17 protein-coding genes are annotated in these 17,317 nt (G+C 61.6%); 12 read left to right on the top strand and 5 right to left on the bottom strand.

What is annotated here, in order from left to right; all coding sequences use genetic code 11:
- Positions 1 to 117: 117 nt before the first annotated feature.
- Entirely contained in the window at positions 118 to 621 is a 504-nt protein-coding gene (locus ACFT1A_RS13695) for a PASTA domain-containing protein (RefSeq protein WP_378447418.1), read from the bottom strand.
- A gap of 133 nt (positions 622 to 754) precedes the next feature.
- Between ACFT1A_RS13695 and ACFT1A_RS13690 the strand changes: the two genes are divergently transcribed.
- The 5 genes from ACFT1A_RS13690 to ACFT1A_RS13670 all read left to right on the top strand — a co-directional run bounded on the left by ACFT1A_RS13690 (position 755) and on the right by ACFT1A_RS13670 (position 5,894).
- A complete protein-coding gene (locus ACFT1A_RS13690) occupies positions 755 to 1,459 on the top strand; it encodes a type 1 glutamine amidotransferase (protein ID WP_378447417.1) in 705 nt (234 codons plus the stop codon).
- Positions 1,460 to 1,578: 119 nt separating this feature from the next.
- Positions 1,579 to 2,748 (top strand): DUF4185 domain-containing protein, encoded by a 1,170-nt coding sequence (locus ACFT1A_RS13685; RefSeq protein ID WP_378447416.1) that lies wholly within the window; start codon positions 1,579 to 1,581, stop codon positions 2,746 to 2,748.
- Between the two features lie 22 nt (positions 2,749 to 2,770).
- Complete coding sequence (locus ACFT1A_RS13680) at positions 2,771 to 4,033, top strand: LuxR C-terminal-related transcriptional regulator (protein ID WP_378447415.1); 1,263 nt, start codon at positions 2,771 to 2,773, stop codon at positions 4,031 to 4,033.
- A 149-nt stretch (positions 4,034 to 4,182) separates the two neighbouring features.
- Complete coding sequence (locus tag ACFT1A_RS13675; RefSeq protein ID WP_378447414.1) at positions 4,183 to 5,271, top strand: S-(hydroxymethyl)mycothiol dehydrogenase; 1,089 nt, start codon at positions 4,183 to 4,185, stop codon at positions 5,269 to 5,271.
- A complete protein-coding gene (locus ACFT1A_RS13670) occupies positions 5,268 to 5,894 on the top strand; it encodes an MBL fold metallo-hydrolase (RefSeq protein ID WP_378447413.1) in 627 nt (208 codons plus the stop codon). Before ACFT1A_RS13675 ends, ACFT1A_RS13670 begins: the two co-directional genes overlap by 4 nt.
- 48 nt (positions 5,895 to 5,942) lie before the next feature.
- Here ACFT1A_RS13670 and ACFT1A_RS13665 read toward each other — a convergent pair whose 3' ends face one another.
- Both ACFT1A_RS13665 and ACFT1A_RS13660 read right to left on the bottom strand, forming a co-directional pair.
- Entirely contained in the window at positions 5,943 to 6,917 is a 975-nt protein-coding gene (locus tag ACFT1A_RS13665; RefSeq protein WP_378447412.1) for a phosphotransferase enzyme family protein, read from the bottom strand.
- Positions 6,918 to 6,998: 81 nt separating this feature from the next.
- Positions 6,999 to 7,490 carry an Lrp/AsnC family transcriptional regulator gene (locus ACFT1A_RS13660; RefSeq protein WP_019745679.1) on the bottom strand — a complete coding sequence of 164 codons (492 nt, stop codon included), beginning with the start codon at positions 7,488 to 7,490 and terminating at the stop codon, positions 6,999 to 7,001.
- A gap of 138 nt (positions 7,491 to 7,628) precedes the next feature.
- Here ACFT1A_RS13660 and kynB point away from each other — a divergent pair, with 138 nt between their 5' ends.
- Genes kynB through ACFT1A_RS13645 form a run of 3 tightly spaced genes read left to right on the top strand, consistent with a single transcriptional unit; the run spans position 7,629 to position 11,111 of the window.
- Positions 7,629 to 8,360 carry an arylformamidase gene (gene kynB / locus ACFT1A_RS13655; RefSeq protein WP_378447411.1) on the top strand — a complete coding sequence of 244 codons (732 nt, stop codon included), beginning with the start codon at positions 7,629 to 7,631 and terminating at the stop codon, positions 8,358 to 8,360.
- On the top strand, positions 8,357 to 9,622 hold the full coding sequence (kynU, locus tag ACFT1A_RS13650) for a kynureninase (protein WP_378447410.1): 1,266 nt from the start codon (positions 8,357 to 8,359) through the stop codon (positions 9,620 to 9,622). The genes kynB and kynU overlap by 4 nt, the downstream gene beginning before the upstream one ends.
- 55 nt (positions 9,623 to 9,677) lie before the next feature.
- A complete protein-coding gene (locus ACFT1A_RS13645) occupies positions 9,678 to 11,111 on the top strand; it encodes an amino acid permease (RefSeq protein WP_378447409.1) in 1,434 nt (477 codons plus the stop codon).
- A gap of 13 nt (positions 11,112 to 11,124) precedes the next feature.
- On the opposite strand, the gene ACFT1A_RS13640 is transcribed toward ACFT1A_RS13645, so the two are convergent.
- Positions 11,125 to 11,811: a dienelactone hydrolase family protein gene (locus ACFT1A_RS13640; protein WP_378447408.1), complete on the bottom strand. Its 687-nt coding sequence runs from the start codon at positions 11,809 to 11,811 to the stop codon at positions 11,125 to 11,127.
- Between the two features lie 56 nt (positions 11,812 to 11,867).
- On the opposite strand from ACFT1A_RS13640, the gene ACFT1A_RS13635 reads away from it, so the two are divergent.
- The 4 genes from ACFT1A_RS13635 to ACFT1A_RS13620 all read left to right on the top strand — a co-directional run bounded on the left by ACFT1A_RS13635 (position 11,868) and on the right by ACFT1A_RS13620 (position 16,331).
- Positions 11,868 to 12,812: a D-cysteine desulfhydrase family protein gene (locus tag ACFT1A_RS13635; protein ID WP_378447407.1), complete on the top strand. Its 945-nt coding sequence runs from the start codon at positions 11,868 to 11,870 to the stop codon at positions 12,810 to 12,812.
- Positions 12,809 to 13,666, top strand: coding sequence for an AraC family transcriptional regulator (locus ACFT1A_RS13630; RefSeq protein ID WP_378447406.1), 858 nt, complete (start codon positions 12,809 to 12,811; stop codon positions 13,664 to 13,666). Before ACFT1A_RS13635 ends, ACFT1A_RS13630 begins: the two co-directional genes overlap by 4 nt.
- 94 nt (positions 13,667 to 13,760) lie before the next feature.
- A complete protein-coding gene (locus ACFT1A_RS13625; protein ID WP_378447405.1) occupies positions 13,761 to 14,744 on the top strand; it encodes an ABC transporter substrate-binding protein in 984 nt (327 codons plus the stop codon).
- A 420-nt stretch (positions 14,745 to 15,164) separates the two neighbouring features.
- A complete protein-coding gene (locus ACFT1A_RS13620; RefSeq protein ID WP_378447404.1) occupies positions 15,165 to 16,331 on the top strand; it encodes an alkane 1-monooxygenase in 1,167 nt (388 codons plus the stop codon).
- Between the two features lie 37 nt (positions 16,332 to 16,368).
- On the opposite strand, the gene ACFT1A_RS13615 is transcribed toward ACFT1A_RS13620, so the two are convergent.
- On the bottom strand, positions 16,369 to 17,286 hold the full coding sequence (locus ACFT1A_RS13615) for a nuclear transport factor 2 family protein (protein ID WP_378447403.1): 918 nt from the start codon (positions 17,284 to 17,286) through the stop codon (positions 16,369 to 16,371).
- Positions 17,287 to 17,317 lie beyond the last annotated feature (31 nt).

The raw sequence follows: 17,317 nt of genomic DNA, 5'->3' as shown, positions 1-17,317 counted from the left end.
CCTTTCGCATCCAATATATTGGATACTCGTAATGTTGACTACAGTGAAGGAGATCGGAGGTAGTTGTCAAGTAAGGCGCGGCGTTCCCGGAAATGAGAAGTTCGAAAACTCAGTCGATCAGCAGGGGTTCGGTTCGCCGATCTTGACGGCCGAGAGCACGGCTTCGATTTCCCCGAAAGGACTTCCGGCAGAGGGTGTCTGATCGACGACAATCCAGTTGGAATCGACCAGCTGGCGTCGGCCCGCGCCAGTTGCGTCAGCGCTTCTCGAGAAGAAGACGCCGGCCGACTGAATGGTGTCCTGCGCGTCTTGAAGATTCATGCACACGACGTTGGGCATGATCGCGGGAGCTGCAGCGGGCGTCACTTCCGCGGCGACTGGGGGCGTGACCGTTGGAGAATTCGTCGTACCGGCCGCCGAGGTGGTCGATGGTGCCTGAGTCGTCGTGGGTTGAGTTGTCGAGGTCGCAGTGGTGGTCGCGATGGATGTTGATTCAGCCTTGCTGTCGGTGCTTGTTCCTGAGCATGCGGCAAGTGAAGCCAAGGCGAATGCGCTGAGTGCGATGCGAACGGCAACTGAGGACGGGCGAATCGATGTCGAAAAGATGGGTGGTGCGCGCACAGACGTTCCTTGTCGGTAAAGGGTTGATGAAAGGGGGAGATACGAGCGCAGAGCACATCACACGCCGTCGATGTGCCTTATGTCGAATAGAACCATAGGCTTTCGGCACCGGATTCGAGAGGAATTGCCCTACATGCATTTTCTGGAACTACGACACGCGCAGTGTGAACCCCCAGCGGCGTATTCGCCTGTCCTGGAGAGCTACGGAGACGTGCAGACTGTTCTTCTGGGCACCGACCCACTTCCGGCACATCGACGGTTCGACGCCGTGATCGTGATGGGTGGTCCGATGGGCGTCGGCGATCAAGCTGAGGTCGAGTGGCTGGCGTCCGAGATCGAGTACATTCGCGATCTGGTCGAGAACGACGTCCCGGTGTGGGGAGTGTGTTTGGGTTCGCAGTTGCTCGCCGCGGCGCTGGGTGCTCGCGTCTACACGGGAGCGGTACCCGAAGTCGGAGTTGAGGACATCACCTTGACTGCCGAGGGGCACGAAGATCCGGTGTGGGGAGGCCTGCCTTCCACATTCCCTGCGATGCAATGGCATTCGGATACCTTCGACATTCCGGACGGTGCGGTACGGCTCGCTGGTTCAGCCAAGTATCCGAATCAACTCTTCCGATACAAGCAGAGTTACGCCGTTCAGTTTCACCTCGAAGCGTCCTCCGCGGTGGCGCGCGAATGGATGGAACTGGCCGAGTACCGCGATTCGCTGCATGCTTCGTTGGGAGTGGACGGTCCGCGCATCTTTATGGAGCAGTTGGGTGCTGCCGAGTCGCAGGGGTTGGAGACAGCGACGACAGTCATGGAGAAATGGTTGAAATCCATCTCCACCAAATAGGCCCGTTTTGTCTAGATTGACCGATTTACCTGTTACCTTGTGTTCTCGTGGGTGGATGAACCGATCCGGTCGAGCAACACACCTCGTAGAGTCCGGATCTCCCCCGCGAAAGGGGAGCGATGCGCCGGATACGGAAGATATCGACAGCAGCAGTGACGTGTGTACTCGCGTCGACCGCGGTCTTGGGGGCAACCCAAGCGCATGCATCCCCGTGGGATTGCAACGTCACCGGCAGCTTGGATCAAACAGGCGGGCCGACCAATCCGATTCCCTGGCTCAACGGAACGGACGGGAAACTTCCAGAACTGCAGGGCCGCACCTCGGCGGTCGAGTACATCACGGGAGCACTCAGCCCCAACCAAACCGTCGAGCGGTTCAACGTCCTCGGCACGGATCTCGGCATCATGTGGGACAACGGTGCAGGTCAGGTCCTGACAGCTTTCGGTGACACCGTCGGTATCGGATCTGATCCTCTGTGCTCCGGGGTGGTCGGCGACTGGCGCAGCAACGTCCTGTTCCGTAGCTCGGACGGAAATTTGTCCGACGGGATGAACATCGACTCCTCACCGACCGACCGGCCGAATCACTCACGCGAGATCATCGGAAGTCTGAAAGTCACCGGCGTCGAAACCAGCAGCATTCCGACGACGGGCATCTCCGTGGGCGGCGTTCAATACGTCAACTACATGTCGATTCGGTCGTGGGGTGGGTCGGGCGAGTGGGTCACCAACTTCTCGCAGATCGCGTCCTCGCACGACAACGGTGAGACCTGGCAGATCGAACCGGCCTCGTCCCGGCCGAATCTGCCGTTGACGGGCAACGACAACTTCCAGATGGGCTCCTTTGTCAAAGACGGTGGTTACGTCTACAACTTCGGTACCCCAGCCGGACGTTTCGGCGAGGGACGACTCTCGCGGGTGAAGGAAGCCTCCATCGCGGACGTCGCGGCGTACGAATACTGGGACGGAAAGGCGTGGGTCCCCAACAATCCCGCTGCCGCGGCGGTAGTTCTCGACGGGGATGTCAGCGAACTGTCGGTGCAGTACAACAACTATCTCGGCAAGTTCGTCGCGATGTACTCCAACGAGTGGGGCGCACTGGTGCTGCGGACGGCCTCGGACCTGACCGGCCCGTGGAGTGCACCCGACGTCGTGATCGGCACCGATGCGGTTCCGGGGCTTTACGGCGCGTACATGCACCCCTGGTCGCAGGGGCAGGACCTCTACTTTCTCGCTACCACGTGGTCCGACTACAACGTGATGCTCATGAAGACCACGCTGCACCAGTGAACCGGATGGTTATCGTTGAACGGTGAGCACCACCGACAATGCGCTACTGAGCACCGCCCTTCGAGACGTGTTGGTGGGACCACTTCCCGAAATCGGCCGACGATTTTCGACGCTGATCGCGGATATGGTGCCGCACACCTCTCTGGTGATCTTCACCCGTGAGTGCACCGGTAGGCCGCGCAAAGTTGCCGGGGATCCAACTGTCGTCGATCGTGTGACCATCGCCGAACTCGACCGTATCCGTACAGATCTCACTGTCGGACAGATCTTTCGGGGAAAGTGCGCTGTCGCCGGCCGGGACCGTGAAGTGCTCGCGATGCTCGATCGAACAGACACCCTCCTCGTACTGACGCCACACCCCGGACCGGTGAAGGCGGCATCCCTCGATTTGATCCAGGCACTGTTCGCGGTGACTGCAACCGGAATTCAGCTCCAGGTGCGGAACGCGAGCCCGGCGTACCTGGCAGAGTCGCGGGCGGCGTCGTCCGAGCGAGCACGCACCGTCGCGGAAATGACCGAGGTGCATGCGGCCACCCTCGAGACGATGCTGGCGACGCTGCGCTCGGCTGATCTCGACGACACACGTGCGCGAACCTCGGCAAGGGAGACAGCGGCCTCGGCCCTGATCGGCCTGCGTTCAGCCGTCGACGTGCACCGCGAGCTGGCCGAAGAGTCGACCACCACGGCTTTTGCGCGGATGCGTGGGGAATTGCGTTCGCTGCTCAAGCATCGGGAAATCGCGTTGGAGTTGGTGGAGCCACCCGTCGACGGTCGCGGTCTGCCCGGCGAAGTGGCGCACGGCGCCCGCGCCGTCGTCCGCGGCGCGGTGTTGGCATTGTCGGATCAGCAGACGCTCTCGCGAATCCGCGTGGCCTGGACTCTCGACGCGGCTTCGCTCTCCATCGACATTCGAGACGACGGCGGCGGTGAAGCTGACGTGATCGATGTGGAACGTCAATTACGTTCGAGGGTAGAGACTTTGGGTGGAACCGTCGAATCCGAGTCGACGCCCGGGTGGGGGAACCGGATCAGCGCAACCATCCCGCTCGACGCGCCCGTCGCCCTACCGAACCGCGACGTCCTGACGGAACTGGCTCCGCGGGAGTTCGAGGTACTCGAGCATCTGGTGGCCGGACGGCGCAACAAGGCAATCTCGGAGCGACTCGGTGTCAGTGAGAGCACAGTCAAGTTTCATGTTGCCGGGGTCCTGCGGAAATTGGGCGTCGAGAGTCGGGGTGCGGCGGCCGCCGCGGGCGCCGAGGCCGGCGTGAAGCCCGCGCCCTAGTCCTTTCGGCCAGGTCGGTCAGTCAGTTCGACCAGGGTTGCGGGCACCTGCTTCGGGCTAACCTTTCAACGAGTGCACATATCGCAATGTGAAAACACTGCGTCATGTGACGACACGTCCTCAAATCGCACGAAGCCAGGAGCAAAGCCATGCCACAGCAGGTACGCGGCGTCATCGCCCGATCCAAGGGTGCCCCCGTCGAAATCGTCCCCATCACGATTCCCGATCCCGGCGCCAACGAGGTAGTGGTCGCCATTGCAGCGTGCGGTGTGTGCCACACCGACCTGACCTACCGCGACGGCGGAATCAACGACGAGTACCCGTTCCTGCTCGGGCACGAGGCGTCGGGCATCGTCGAGAGCGTCGGACCCGGTGTCACTCATGTCGAGGTGGGCGACTTCGTCGTGCTCAACTGGCGTGCCGTGTGCGGGCAGTGTCGCGCGTGTAAGCGCGGTCGCCCGCAGTACTGCTTCGACACCTTCAACGCCGAGCAGAAGATGACGCTCGAAGACGGCACGGAACTGACACCGGCACTCGGTATCGGCGCATTCGCAGACAAGACGCTGGTTCACGAAGGCCAGTGCACCAAGGTCGACGCCTCGGCCGATCCGGCTGTTGTCGGACTGCTCGGTTGCGGTGTCATGGCCGGCATGGGTGCCGCGATGAACACCGGCAACGTCGGACGCGGTGATTCGGTGGCCGTGATCGGGTGTGGCGGCGTCGGCGACGCAGCGATCATGGGTTCACGCCTGGCCGGTGCCAACACCATCATCGCGATCGACCGCGATCCCCGAAAGCTGGAGTGGGCCACTGAACTTGGTGCCACGCACACGATCAATGCCACCGAGGTCGACGACGTCGTCGAGGCGGTCCAGGAGCTGACCGGAGGTTTCGGTGCCGACGTGGTTGTCGACGCAGTCGGCCGCCCGGAGACGTGGAAGCAGGCGTTCTACGCCCGTGACCTCGCGGGAACCGTAGTGCTGGTGGGAGTTCCGACGCCGGACATGAAGCTGGAAATGCCACTGGTGGACTTCTTCTCGCGCGGCGGAGCCCTCAAGTCGTCGTGGTACGGCGATTGCCTGCCCGAGCGTGACTTCCCCGTTCTGGTCGACCTGTACCAGCAGGGGCGTCTGCCGCTCGAGAAGTTTGTCAGCGAGCGCATCAAGCTCGACGAGGTCGAGAAGGCCTTCGATACGATGCACCGCGGCGAGGTCCTCCGTTCGGTGGTGGTCCTGTGACATTGCGTGTGGATCGTGTAGTCACCTCGGGCACGTTCAGCCTCGACGGCGGAACGTGGGACGTCGACAACAACATCTGGCTGATCGGTGACGACAACGAAGTGGTTGTCGTGGACGCAGCGCACACCGCGCAGCCGATCATCGACGCTGTCGGTGGACGCAGGGTGCTCGGAATCGTCTGCACCCACGGCCACAACGACCACGTCACCGTTGCGCCGGAGCTGGCCGATAAGCTCGACGCTCCGATCTACCTGAACCCGGCCGACGATGTCCTCTGGGAGATGACTCACCCTGGGGTGAAGCATCTGAGCTTGGAAGATGATCAGCGTATTGCTGTGGCGGGCACGGACATTCTGGCCATCCACACACCGGGCCATTCCCCGGGGTCGACCTGCCTCTACCTGCCCGAGGCGGGGGAACTGTTCAGCGGCGACACCTTGTTCTCCGGTGGACCCGGCGCAACGGGGCGGTCGTACTCAGACTTCCCGACCATCATCGGGTCCATTCGCGACAAGCTGTTCGCGCTCCCCGCCGAGACCAAGGTCCACACGGGTCACGGCGACGGCACGACGATCGGTACCGAGGCGCCGCACCTCGAAGAATGGATTCGCGCCGGATCCTGATGTGATCAAAACGAAGTGGGGACGCCGGTATCGGTGTCCCCACTTTCGTCACAACGCGGAGGCCCAACCGGCGGTGTCGTTCTCACCCGGGATCGCCATCAGACCGTGCCACAGTTCGAGGATCTCGAACCATTCCGACTCGGATCGGCTGAGGGGCCGGACGGATTCGTAGCCGGCACGCAGGCTCTGCCGTACCGCGACCGGTGTCGGTCGCCAATCGGTGAACAGGGTGCCCAGATAGACGCAGGCCTTGGCAAGATCACTCACCCGGTGGTCGATTATCACGTCGTCGAAGTCGAGTACTCCGGTGATCTTCGAGTCTCGAGTCAGGATGTTGGCGGCCCGGAAGTCGTTGTGTACCAGTTGAGTTCGGTCATCGAGCTCGGACGCCCGCGCCAAGAGGTTCGTGAGCCTACGCGTTGCCTCAGGCGCAAACCCGCGGTCGAAATTCTCCAGCCAACCACCGATGCGCTCCTTCAACCCGGTGCTGCGCGACGAGAACACCGATCCGTCGACGTGGGTGGCGCCGAGCGTTCGGTGTATCTCCGCCAGACAGGCTCCTGCCGCCCGGACCGCCGCGTGGTCTTGCACGTCCAACCAATCTCCCGCCAACTCCGGCAGTACGGCGAATGACACTGCGCATGAAGGGCCTTCCAGTGTTTTCCGGACCAGCAGTGTTTCCCGGTCCAATCCGTTCAGGGACGTGACTGGCGATGGAACGGGCGCACCCTGCCCGGCGAGTGTGCTCAGCAGCCGAGTAGACGCTTCCAAATTCGCGAAGCGCTCTGTGGCTCGCGACCACTTCGCCACCAGCCCACCTCGGTCGCTCGCAACCCATACGATCGCGTTCTGGTCACTGATCGCCATCCGCGAGCATTCGAGGACCGTCAATCCCCAAGTCTGCGCGAGTACCGCCGAGACCCAGTGCGTGGCCGCGCCAAAGCTGTTGAATCCGAATCGCTCCTCCAGAGCGGCTTCCGGCTCCACAGACTCCCAGAGCATGGACAACCCGAGTGGAAACATGCTGTCCGACTTTAGTGGGGAGAACATCGTTTCGAGGTGTCGATCTCGAGTGCGCCAGAAGGTGCTGTTGCGGCTGTCCGTTCAGTCACCCTGCCGCAGTTCGCTGAAGATCAGGTTGGTCTGGGTATTGGCGATGGCCGGATCGTTGAGGTGCGCGCTGACGAAATCGCGAAGCCGAGTAGGGGATTCGCACGACACGTGCACCAGGAGATCACGGTCCCCGCTCATCAGGAATACTCGCTGAACGGAATCCAGTCCGCTCAGGTGCTCGGCAATTTCCGTCATCCGACTCCTGGCGTGGGAGTGAATCAGAATCGACACCATCGCCGAGATTTCGAGGCCGAGTAGCTCGAGGTCTATGTCTGCATGAAACCCCTTGATGACGCCCGATTCGCGTAGAGCGCGCATCCGCGCCAGAGCGGTCGACGGCGCTATCCCGACCTTCTCGGCGAGTGCATTGTTGGGGATGCGTGCATCCCGGACGAGTTCGCGGAGAATCGCCGTATCGACGTCGTCGAGCCGAACATGATTCGGCCGAGCTGCGGCAGCTGCCCGTTCGATCGCATTTATCATCCGATTTCTCCCTGCCGTCGCGAAAATATTCAGCATCTATTGACCGCGCCCGTCGATGATTCTAGCTTTTGCCAAACACATCGAATTATCAAACGGTCGAGATCGACACAGTTGACTGTTACGGACGAAGGGGTCTGGATGCTTCCGAGGATCGGCCGACACACGGGCGACGGACACATGGGCGACTGGGTGGCACGGGTGATCGACATCAGCCCGCCGATCTCCGAATCGACGCCTGTGTGGCCAGGCGATACCGCCTTCACCCGCGCTGTCACGTCAGACCTCGGCGGCAGTGACGCCGTCACCATCAACCGAATCACCACCACTCCGCATATCGGTGCTCACGCCGATGCCCCGGCGCACACTCGCATCGACGGCGCGACCATCGGTTCTGTTCCCCTCGAGCCCTATCTCGGCGAAGCACTGGTGGTCGACATGACGGGGGTCGACGGTGCCGCCCGCATCAGGCCCGTCGAAGAAACGGTGGAGCGACTCGGCGGACATCTGCCGCAACGGCTGATTCTGAGGACGTACCCGAAGTACCCGCGCGAGTGGGACAACGACTTCGCCGGTGTTTCTCCGGAGCTGACCCACTGGTTCGCCGACCGCGGTGGAGTTCTGATCGGAATCGACGCCGCTTCGTTCGATCCGATGGACAGCAAGACCATGGACGGGCACCACGCGGCAAGCGATCGTAGCGTCGCGATCCTCGAAGGACTTTGCCTCGACGACGTCGACGAAGGCTACTACGAGTTGATCGCACTGCCGCTGAAGTTCCTCGACCTCGATGCCAGCCCGGTACGCGCCGTGCTCCGGACTCTGCCTTCATCACTTTCAACGCCGACACATGCAGGAGAAGAATCGTCATGACATCGACAACCACCCTTTCGTTGGAAGACTGCGTCAAGGCCGACGCAGTGGATCCCTTGAGGGAGTTCCGCCGCGAGTTCGCGATTCCGGAGGGCGTTCTCTACTTCGACGGAAACTCGCTCGGCGCGCGTCCCATTGCTGCGCAGGAATGCGCCGCGAGAGTGATCGGCGACGAGTGGGGCAACGGCTTGGTTCGCAGTTGGAACGAGGCTGGATGGTTCGACCTCCCGGTCCGCCTCGGTGACAAACTTGCCCCGTTGCTGGGAGCAGGTGAAGGCGAAGTGGTAGTAACGGATTCGACGTCGATCAACCTGTTCAAGGCATTGGCCTCTGCGCTGTCCATCGCGGCTGCACAGGATCCCAGCCGGAAGGTGATCGTCTCCGAGCGAGACAATTTCCCCACTGACCTCTACATTGCGGAGGGCATCATCTCGCTGCTCGATCAGGGATACGAACTACGCCTGATCGACCAACCGGGCGACCTCACCGAAGCAGTAGGACCGGACACCGCCGTAGTGATGCTGTCGCACGTCAACTACCGCACCGGAAACCTGTATGCGATGGCGGAAGTCACTGCAGCAGTGCAGGAGCGTGGCGCGCTCATGATCTGGGACCTCGCACACTCGGCCGGCGCCGTCACTGTCGATCTGAGCGGCGCCGACGCCGACTTCGCGGTCGGGTGTACGTACAAGTACCTCAATGGTGGTCCAGGCTCTCCCGCATTCATCTGGGTCAACCGTCGTCATCAGAACACCGGAATCCAACCTCTGTCCGGGTGGTGGGGGCACGCGCGACCGTTTGCGATGGAGTCGGCCTACGAACCCGGCGCAGGAATACGGCGGTTTCTGAGTGGTACTCAACCCATCACGTCGTTGTCGCTTGTCGAATGTGGTCTCGACGTCGCGCTCAAAGCTGACATGGCCGACATCCGGAGCAAGTCGCTCGCGCTGGCCGATCTCTTCATCGACCTCGTCGAGGAGCGTTGCGCCGCCTACGGTTTGGAGTTGATCACGCCACGCGAGCATGAGCGTCGCGGCTCGCACGTGAGTTTTGTTCATCCCGAGGGTTATTCGATCATGAAGGCTCTCATCTCGAGGGGCGTCATCGGCGACTACCGCGAACCAGGAGTGCTGAGGTTCGGTATCACTCCGCTCTATCTCGGCTACGCCGACGTGTGGAACGCCGTCGACGTGTTGCGAGACATCCTCGAGAACAAGTCCTGGGATCGCCCCGAATTCCGCGAGCGCGACGCAGTCACCTGATTCTTCTTCCAAGTTTCCGCGGACCGGGAGGTGCCGCCTTTCGCAAGGAGCTTTCATGAGTGATTTCAAAAACATCCAGCAACGAGAATCAGGTCTCAAACGCGAACTCGGCCCCAAGCAGATGAGCATGATCGCGCTCGGCGGCGCAATCGGCACCGGACTCTTCCTCGGCAGTAAGTTCGCCATCGGCTTTGCCGGGCCGAGCGTCATCGTCAGTTACGCGATCGGTGGGCTGATCGCCCTCCTGCTGATGGGCGCCCTCGCCGAAATGACTGTCGCGCATGCGACATCGGGTTCGTTCGGTGCGTACGCAGAGTTCTACGTCGGACCGTTGATCGGCTTCCTCGTTCGCTATCTCTACTGGTCATGCATCGTCCTCGCGGTCGGTACCGAGGTCACCGCAATCGGTGAATACATGCAGTTCTGGTTCGCCGACGTACCGTCATGGCTGTGGATCGTGTTGTTCTCCGGGGTGCTGATCGGCGTGAACATGTTCAACGTCAAGGCCTTCGGAACGATGGAGTACTGGTTCTCGACGATCAAGGTCTTCGCGATCGTGGCATTCATCGTGATGGCAGCGTACGTCGTGTTCGGTAGCGGGAACCCGGACTACGGATTTCACAACTACACGGCCGGTGGCGGATTCTTCCCGAATGGTCTGTCCGGCATGTGGTTTGCCGTGATCGTATCGATCTTCAGCTACTTGAGCATCGAGATGATCGCCATTGCGGCCGGTGAGGCAGAAAACCCGGCGGTGGCGGTGAAGAAGGCATTCCGTGTGACGATCGTCCGGTTGTTCGTCTTCTACATCGCAACGCTTGCCTTGATTCTGGCAATCGCTCCGATGGACAAGATCTTGAGCGGCGGAAGCCCTTTCGTCACGGTGATGCAGGTCGTGAAGATTCCGGGCGCAGACAGCGTGCTGAACTTCGTGGTGATCATTGCTGCATTGTCCGCGATGAACAGTCAGTTGTACGTGTCTTCGCGAATGATGTTCTCGCTCTCCCGTGCTGGTGACGCGCCGGCCATTCTCGGCAAGGTCAGGGCCAACGGCTCACCGGTCAACGCCTTGCTCTTGTCGACGTCAGGTATCGCCGTCGCGACAATCGTCTACGTTCTCTTTCCCGAGCAGGCATTCACGTTGATGATCTCGCTGTCGATGTTCGGGGCAATGGCGACGTGGCTACTGATCTTCGTGACGCACTGGTTCTTTCGCAAGCGAATGAAAGAGGACGGAACAAAGCTTTCCTTCACGATCCCGTTCTTTCCCGTGGGGACAATCCTCGGCGGCGTCCTCATGGTCGCGATTCTGATCACCACGTTGTGGGTCGAGGATTTCAAGATGACGCTGGTGTTCGGGGTACCGTTTGTCCTCGCCGTGATCGGCATCTACTACTTCACTCGCTCACGTCGGGCACAGAGTCGAGCGGTGACGGCTGAGCAGGTTCAGGACGAGATCACCGGCACGGTGGTCAAGCGGGTGCCCTGACTCACGTTGGCAATCAAAGGTTTTCGTTGAAGAACTCCATAGTGCGGGTCCACGCGATGGCAGCAGAATCCGGGGCGTAGTGGCTGGCCGAAGTGTCGTTGTTGAACGCGTGGCCGGCGCCGGCGTAGCGGTACACCCGGGCGAGATCGGAGGCGGTTGCGCGCAATTGCTCGACGCTCTCGGGTGGGATGCTCGGATCGAGGTCGCCGTAGTGGCCGAGCCATGGGACCTGCAGTTGCGCAGCGAGTTCGGTGCCTGCCGCGATTCCGTCCCATCGGGCCTCGGCGACACCGCCGCCGTAGTACGTGACAGCGGAATCGACGAGGGGTACGGCGGCACACCACAGTGAGGCAGTGCCGCCCATACAGAACCCGAGGGAGCCGACCTTGTCTGCTCCCTCGGATCGGCTGTAGTCGACAGCGGCACGTACGTCGTGGCCGATGCTTGTGCTGTCGAGCGCCATGAGCGCGTCCTTGGCGGACGGAAAGTCGGTGAAGGACGTCTGTGCGCCGCGGTGGTAGAGGTGCGGAGCCACGGCAAGGTAGCCGGCATCGGCGAGACGCTCGAGGATGCTCTCGATGTGCTTGTTCACGCCCCACGCTTCTTGGAGAACCACTACCGCATGCTTCGGTTCTCCTGGCGAATCCGGTCGGCTGACGGTCAGCGGCACGTCGTGTGTGGTCGTCGTGAAAGTTCCCATATCCAGACTGTAAGCGAGTCCAGACTGTAGATGGACCGTCGAACTAGACTCGTCAAATGTTGAGTTCCGCCGTACAGCCGATCAGCTTGGGCAGTTGGCCGACGCCCGTCGAACCTGTGACGCATTGCGCGCAGGCACTCGGATTGGGGCCGGAAGACCTGTGGATCAAACGTGACGACGTCACCGGCCTGGGCGGCGGCGGCAACAAGATCAGAAAGCTGCAATACACCTGCGCTCAGGCTTTGGCCGTCGGCGCGACGACACTGATCACTACCGGTGCACCGCAAAGCAATCACGCTCGCTTGACTGCATCCGCAGCAGCTCGGTTGGGATTGCGTTGTGTGCTGGTGCTCGGTGGTGCCGAGCCGGAATCCGCGCAGGGAAATCTCGTTCTGGATGCGCTCGCGGGCGCTGAGATCGTCTGGGCCGGTGGGGACACGGCATCAGCGGTCGACGCCGCAGCGCAGGCAGTTGTTGACTCGGGCGGTGTACCTTTTGTCATTCCCTTCGGTGGTACGAGCGCGGTGGCCGCGCAGGGATACGTCGACTGCGCGCGCGAGATCGAGCAGCAACTCGCCGGAATCGATCGCGTCGTGGTTGCACTCGGATCGGGTGGAACGATGGCAGGCCTTGTCGCGCATCTGGGCGTCGACAGAGTTGTGGGCGTCGATGTCGGGGCTGTTGCCGATCCAGTGTCGACTGTCGCTGGGTTATTGGAAGAGATGCCGGGTCCGACCGTGCGAGCCGCAGATCTTCAGATCCTGCGAAACCAAGTTGGCCAAGGCTATTCGACGCTCACGGAAGCATCAGCCGGCGCGATCCGATTTTTGGCTCGTACAGAGGGCATCTTCCTCGACCCGACGTACACCGGCCGAGCCTTTGCGGGATTGATCCAACTCGTGGAGGACAAGGCCATCACGGCGGGATCGAAAACGGTCTTCCTGCACACCGGTGGGTTGCCTGGCCTGTTCGGACATCCAGAACTGCCGACGCTGCGGTGAGCGAGCAGATCGACTACCCGCTCAGCAGTCCGCTCGACGAACTGTCCGAGTGGCAACGCGTCGTTCGACCGCTGCGCGTCAGTGCCGACGGGTACCTGCGGTTGGCGACCAATCGGCTGGCCGTCGATTCCGACTACACGTGGGAGATGCACCGCCACAGCGATCACGAATTGCTGTGGGCGATCGACGGTGTTCTCGAGGTCCGTACTCCGGAGACTGTGTACACGGTGCCGAGCGGAGTCAGTCTGTGGATCCCGTCCTTCGTTCCCCACGAGGTGACAGCGCGCAGCGGGACCGAATTGTCGTGCACGTGGTTGGTGGCATCCGACGTGACGGGGTTGGATCGTGTGGTGGCCTTGTCCACCCCGCCGCTGCTAGAACAAGTACTCGACCACCTCACCCGAGACGACTTGACGGATGCGGCTCGTCGACGAGCCGAGGCGTTTGCCATCGATCTCGTCGAACCCGTTCCACGACTGATTTTCGATGTGCCGCTGCCGACGACGCCGTGGCTTCGGCAGATCGCAGATCAGTTGGTTGCCAGCCCGGCCGACACCCGATCGGTCGAGGAGTGGGCCGCCGACGCGAAAGTCAGCACTAGGACCTTCACGCGAAGGTTTCCGGCGGAGACCGGACTGACCTTCTCGGAATGGCGTATGCGACTGCGGGCTCATCACGCGATGCAACTTCTGGCACTCGGTCGAAGCATCTCGTTTGTGGCGCGGAAGACGGGTTTTCGTTCCGAGAGCGCGTTCGGCGCGGCATTCCGTCGAACGATGGGTGTGACTCCGGGCGAGTTCGCAAGCCTGATCGATCACCCGCGCACGCCAATGACCGATTGGCTACAGGACTAGTCCGAACAGCGACTCAAAGGGCCTCGATCGGACTTGTGTAGCGCCCGAGAATCAACTTAGGGTTGGCTAAACAATCACCCTGTAGGAGTTCTGCGTGCGCGCAATTCGATCAATTTCTGTCGGTTCCAGAGTCATCGCAGCGGCGGCAGCAGCCGTTGTCGGTGCGATGGTGATGACCGGCTGTTCCTCGTCGTCGGCCGATTCCGAGCAGACGGACGTCCGGACTGTTGCGTCGGCGTACGGGGACATCGAGGTTCCGGTTTCACCCGAGCGCGTCGTCGCCGCGTCATACGACACTCCTTGGCAGCTCATGTCCCTCGGAGTGAGACCGGCTGCTGTGCAGGACTACGGCAAGTGGATCAGTGAATTCACGCCGGAGCAGCAGGCCTTCGTCGACGGGCTCCCGACCATCGGGCCGTACGGGGAAATGAACTTCGAAGCGATCGCCGCGGCGGATCCCGACATCATCGTCGGTGACGCCGACGAGGTGGACCAAGCGGCGTTCGACCGTCTGTCGGGCATTGCACCCACCGTCATCGTCAAGGGTGAGAGCCGAGGCGACTGGAAGACGATCACCACCGAGATCGCCGAGGCGATCGGCAAGACCGACGTGCTCGAGTCGACGCGCACTGCTTACGAAACGAATCTCGAACGTGTTCGTGGCGAGTACGCGGACGTGATCGCGAACAACAAGTGGATTCACATCTCGCTCGGAGACGCACCCGGCGCATTCTCAGTCCAGCAACCCACCGGTGCGATCGGCAATTTGGTCGTCAACGAACTCGGGTTGGCGTACGGGCCTGGTGTTCCGACCAATTACACCGACGCCGGATACGAGTCCTACCCGATGGAGCAGTTGGCCGACATCGTCAACGGCGTGACGGTCGTGCTGTATCCGCTGAACGCGGACGGATCGACCAGTGCGGCGGTTCAGGCGGTCCTCGACGACAACCTCTTCACGAGGCTGCCGGCGGCGCAGGCCGGGCATGTTTTCGGATTGCAGTCGAGCGTCACAGATTTCGTGACCGCGAACGGTTGGCTGAACGAAGTGAAAACGAAGGTGTTTGCAAGGCTCTGACGCTTGCTCACCTTTTGACTGCGCGCCCGCAACTGACCAGTTGAGGGCGCGCAGTCTTTTTGGTCGCCACTACGAGCGGAAATCCTGTCCTCTGCTTATGATTTCTGTCACTGCTGGTTACCGTTACTTCGACGAGGGCGACGCGGTTCGACCTTGCCTTGGCAGGGATCGCCGATCCTCGGCGACGTGCGGAGGTGGTCGCCATCCCCGCAGATCGGTGGGGTATTTTGTCCGTATCTACTGTCGGGGTGAGCAGTGATGTGCGGGGGAGTTCTTGGTGAGGACAAGCGCTCGTGCCGTCTTTCGAGCAGGGCGCTCTGGATTTCGGGGCCATACCCGTCCGGACATTAGTTCTGGTTTGCTGAGCGTGAACGGTGCGTGGGGCGAACCGTTCGAGGGGACGAAAGGCGAGATCGGCGAATGACAGCGACTTCCGACGCACGGCGTACCGAATCGAACGCTGTCCAGAAGACAGTCTCGCCGTCCGCCGAAAACCCACGCTGGCGCGATCGCAAGAGGTACCTGTGGCCGCTCGGATTGCTTATCCCGCTCAGCCCGTTCATATCGTGGTTTCTCGTCGACAACCTTCGCCTCGGATTGTTCTGGGCGACCGGCGCGTGGCTGCTGGTCATTGTCATCCCGATCATCGACATGCTGGCCGGTGAAGACGGCGAAAGTCCGCCGGACGATGCGATCCCCGGACTGCAGAAGGACCGCTATTACCGCTGGTGCACTTACGCGTTCCTCCCCTTGCAATACGCCGGTCTGGTCTTTGCCTGCTGGTGCTGGATCAACGCTCCGATGGGAATCGCGGAGAAGATCGCGATGTCGTTCACGGTGGGCGTCGTCGCCGGCGTGGGTATCAACGCAGCACACGAACTCGGTCACAAGAGCGAGGAGGTCGAGCAGTGGCTCGCGAAAGTGGCGCTTGCACAGTCTCTGTACGGGCACTTCTACGTCGAACACAACTTCGGCCACCATGTGCGCGTAGCTACTCCGCAGGATCCGGCCAGCTCACGGTTCGGTGAGAGCTTCTGGAGGTTCTTGCCACGAAGTGTGGTCGGCGGCCTGCGTTCTGCGTGGCGTATCGAGAGCGCTCGACTCCAGCGGAAAGGCAAGCGAACCTGGAGTTTCGAAAACAACGTCCTCAACGCCTGGGCGATGAGCGTTGTCCTCTTCGCGACGCTCATCGGCATCTTCGGTTGGGAGGTCGCACCCTGGCTGCTACTGCAGGCGGTGGCCGGATTCACCTTCCTCGAAGCCGCGAACTACCTCGAGCATTACGGCCTGCTGCGTGGCAAGCGTGCCGACGGCTCGTTTGTGCGCTGCAGCCCGGCTGACAGTTGGAACAGCGATCACGTGGTGAGCAATCTGTTCCTCTATCAGTTGCAGCGACACAGCGACCACCACGCCAACCCGAAGCTGCGGTACCAAAGCTTGCGCAGCGCAGCCGAAGCCCCGCAACTTCCGGCCGGCTATGCGGTGATGATCGTGATCGCGTGGATACCGCCGCTGTGGCGTCGGGTGATGGATCAGAGATTGTTGGACTACTACGACGGCGATACAGAACGGATCAACGTCGGCTGATCACGTAGCCGCCGCTGAACTGTTCGGAGTTGTCGTCTCAGCGACCGTCGTCCCACACGGTGTTGCCGCTTGCAGTCGTCGACGGGTAGTCCTGGACGGCGTCCCAATGTTCGACGATCTTGCCGTTCTCATCGAAGCGGAAGATGTCCATCGAGCCGCTGCCAGCGGTTCCTTCACCGGACGAAGCGAAGGTCTGGACGAAGACGAAGTCGCCCTCGGCTACCGTTCGCGGAAACTTGGTGGCCTTGTCTCCGGTAACAGGTTCGACCCCGGCCAGTGCCGTGACAAACGCATCCTTGCCGTCTGCGAACGAGGGGTTGTGCTGCGTGTAGCTCGGGCCGACCAGCTGGTCGGCAGCCTCGGCGGCTTTGCCCTCGTTGAAGGCGAGCTGTAGGAAGGTCAGGGCGTTGGCCGTGTTGCGCTCCAATACTTCTGACGTCTTGGACGGCGAAGAGGTGGGTCCGTCGAACATCGTGTTCGGATTCGCGGACGTTTCCGGCACGTCTTGAATGGCATCCCAGTGTTCGACGATCTTGCCGTTGTCGACACGGAAGATGTCGAACACGGCCTGGCCGCGGTCGCCGGGTGCAGAAGTGGTGTGCGACTGGAGGACAACAAGATCACCCTCGGCGAAGACGCGAGTGATCTCGGCGTGCAACCCGGGTGTGGCCTCGACGTAACCGCCTATGCCGCTGACAAATCCGGCTGCCCCATCGGCGGCGGTGGGGTTGTGTTGGATGTAGACGTCGCCGATGTACCGGTCGGCGGCTTGCTGAACCTGGCGGCCGTTGAACGCCAGTTCGTAGAAATCCGTGACGATGGTCTTGTTGGATTCGAGTTGATCGCTCTGTCCGGCAACAACATTTGTGGACGTCGTAGAACTCCTGGGTGTTGCGGTTTCCGAGTCGTTGGAGCAAGAGGTGAGCAGGAGGGCGGCGGCAGCGGGAACAGTCATCCAGGCTGCGCGCCTACGAAGGTTGCCCATG

It is taken from the genome of Rhodococcus sp. NPDC057135 (assembly GCF_042670865.1).
Lineage (GTDB): Bacteria > Actinomycetota > Actinomycetes > Mycobacteriales > Mycobacteriaceae > Rhodococcus_F.
The sequence above is the reverse complement of the archived record's forward strand: the minus strand, read 5'-3'. Positions and strand labels throughout refer to the sequence as shown.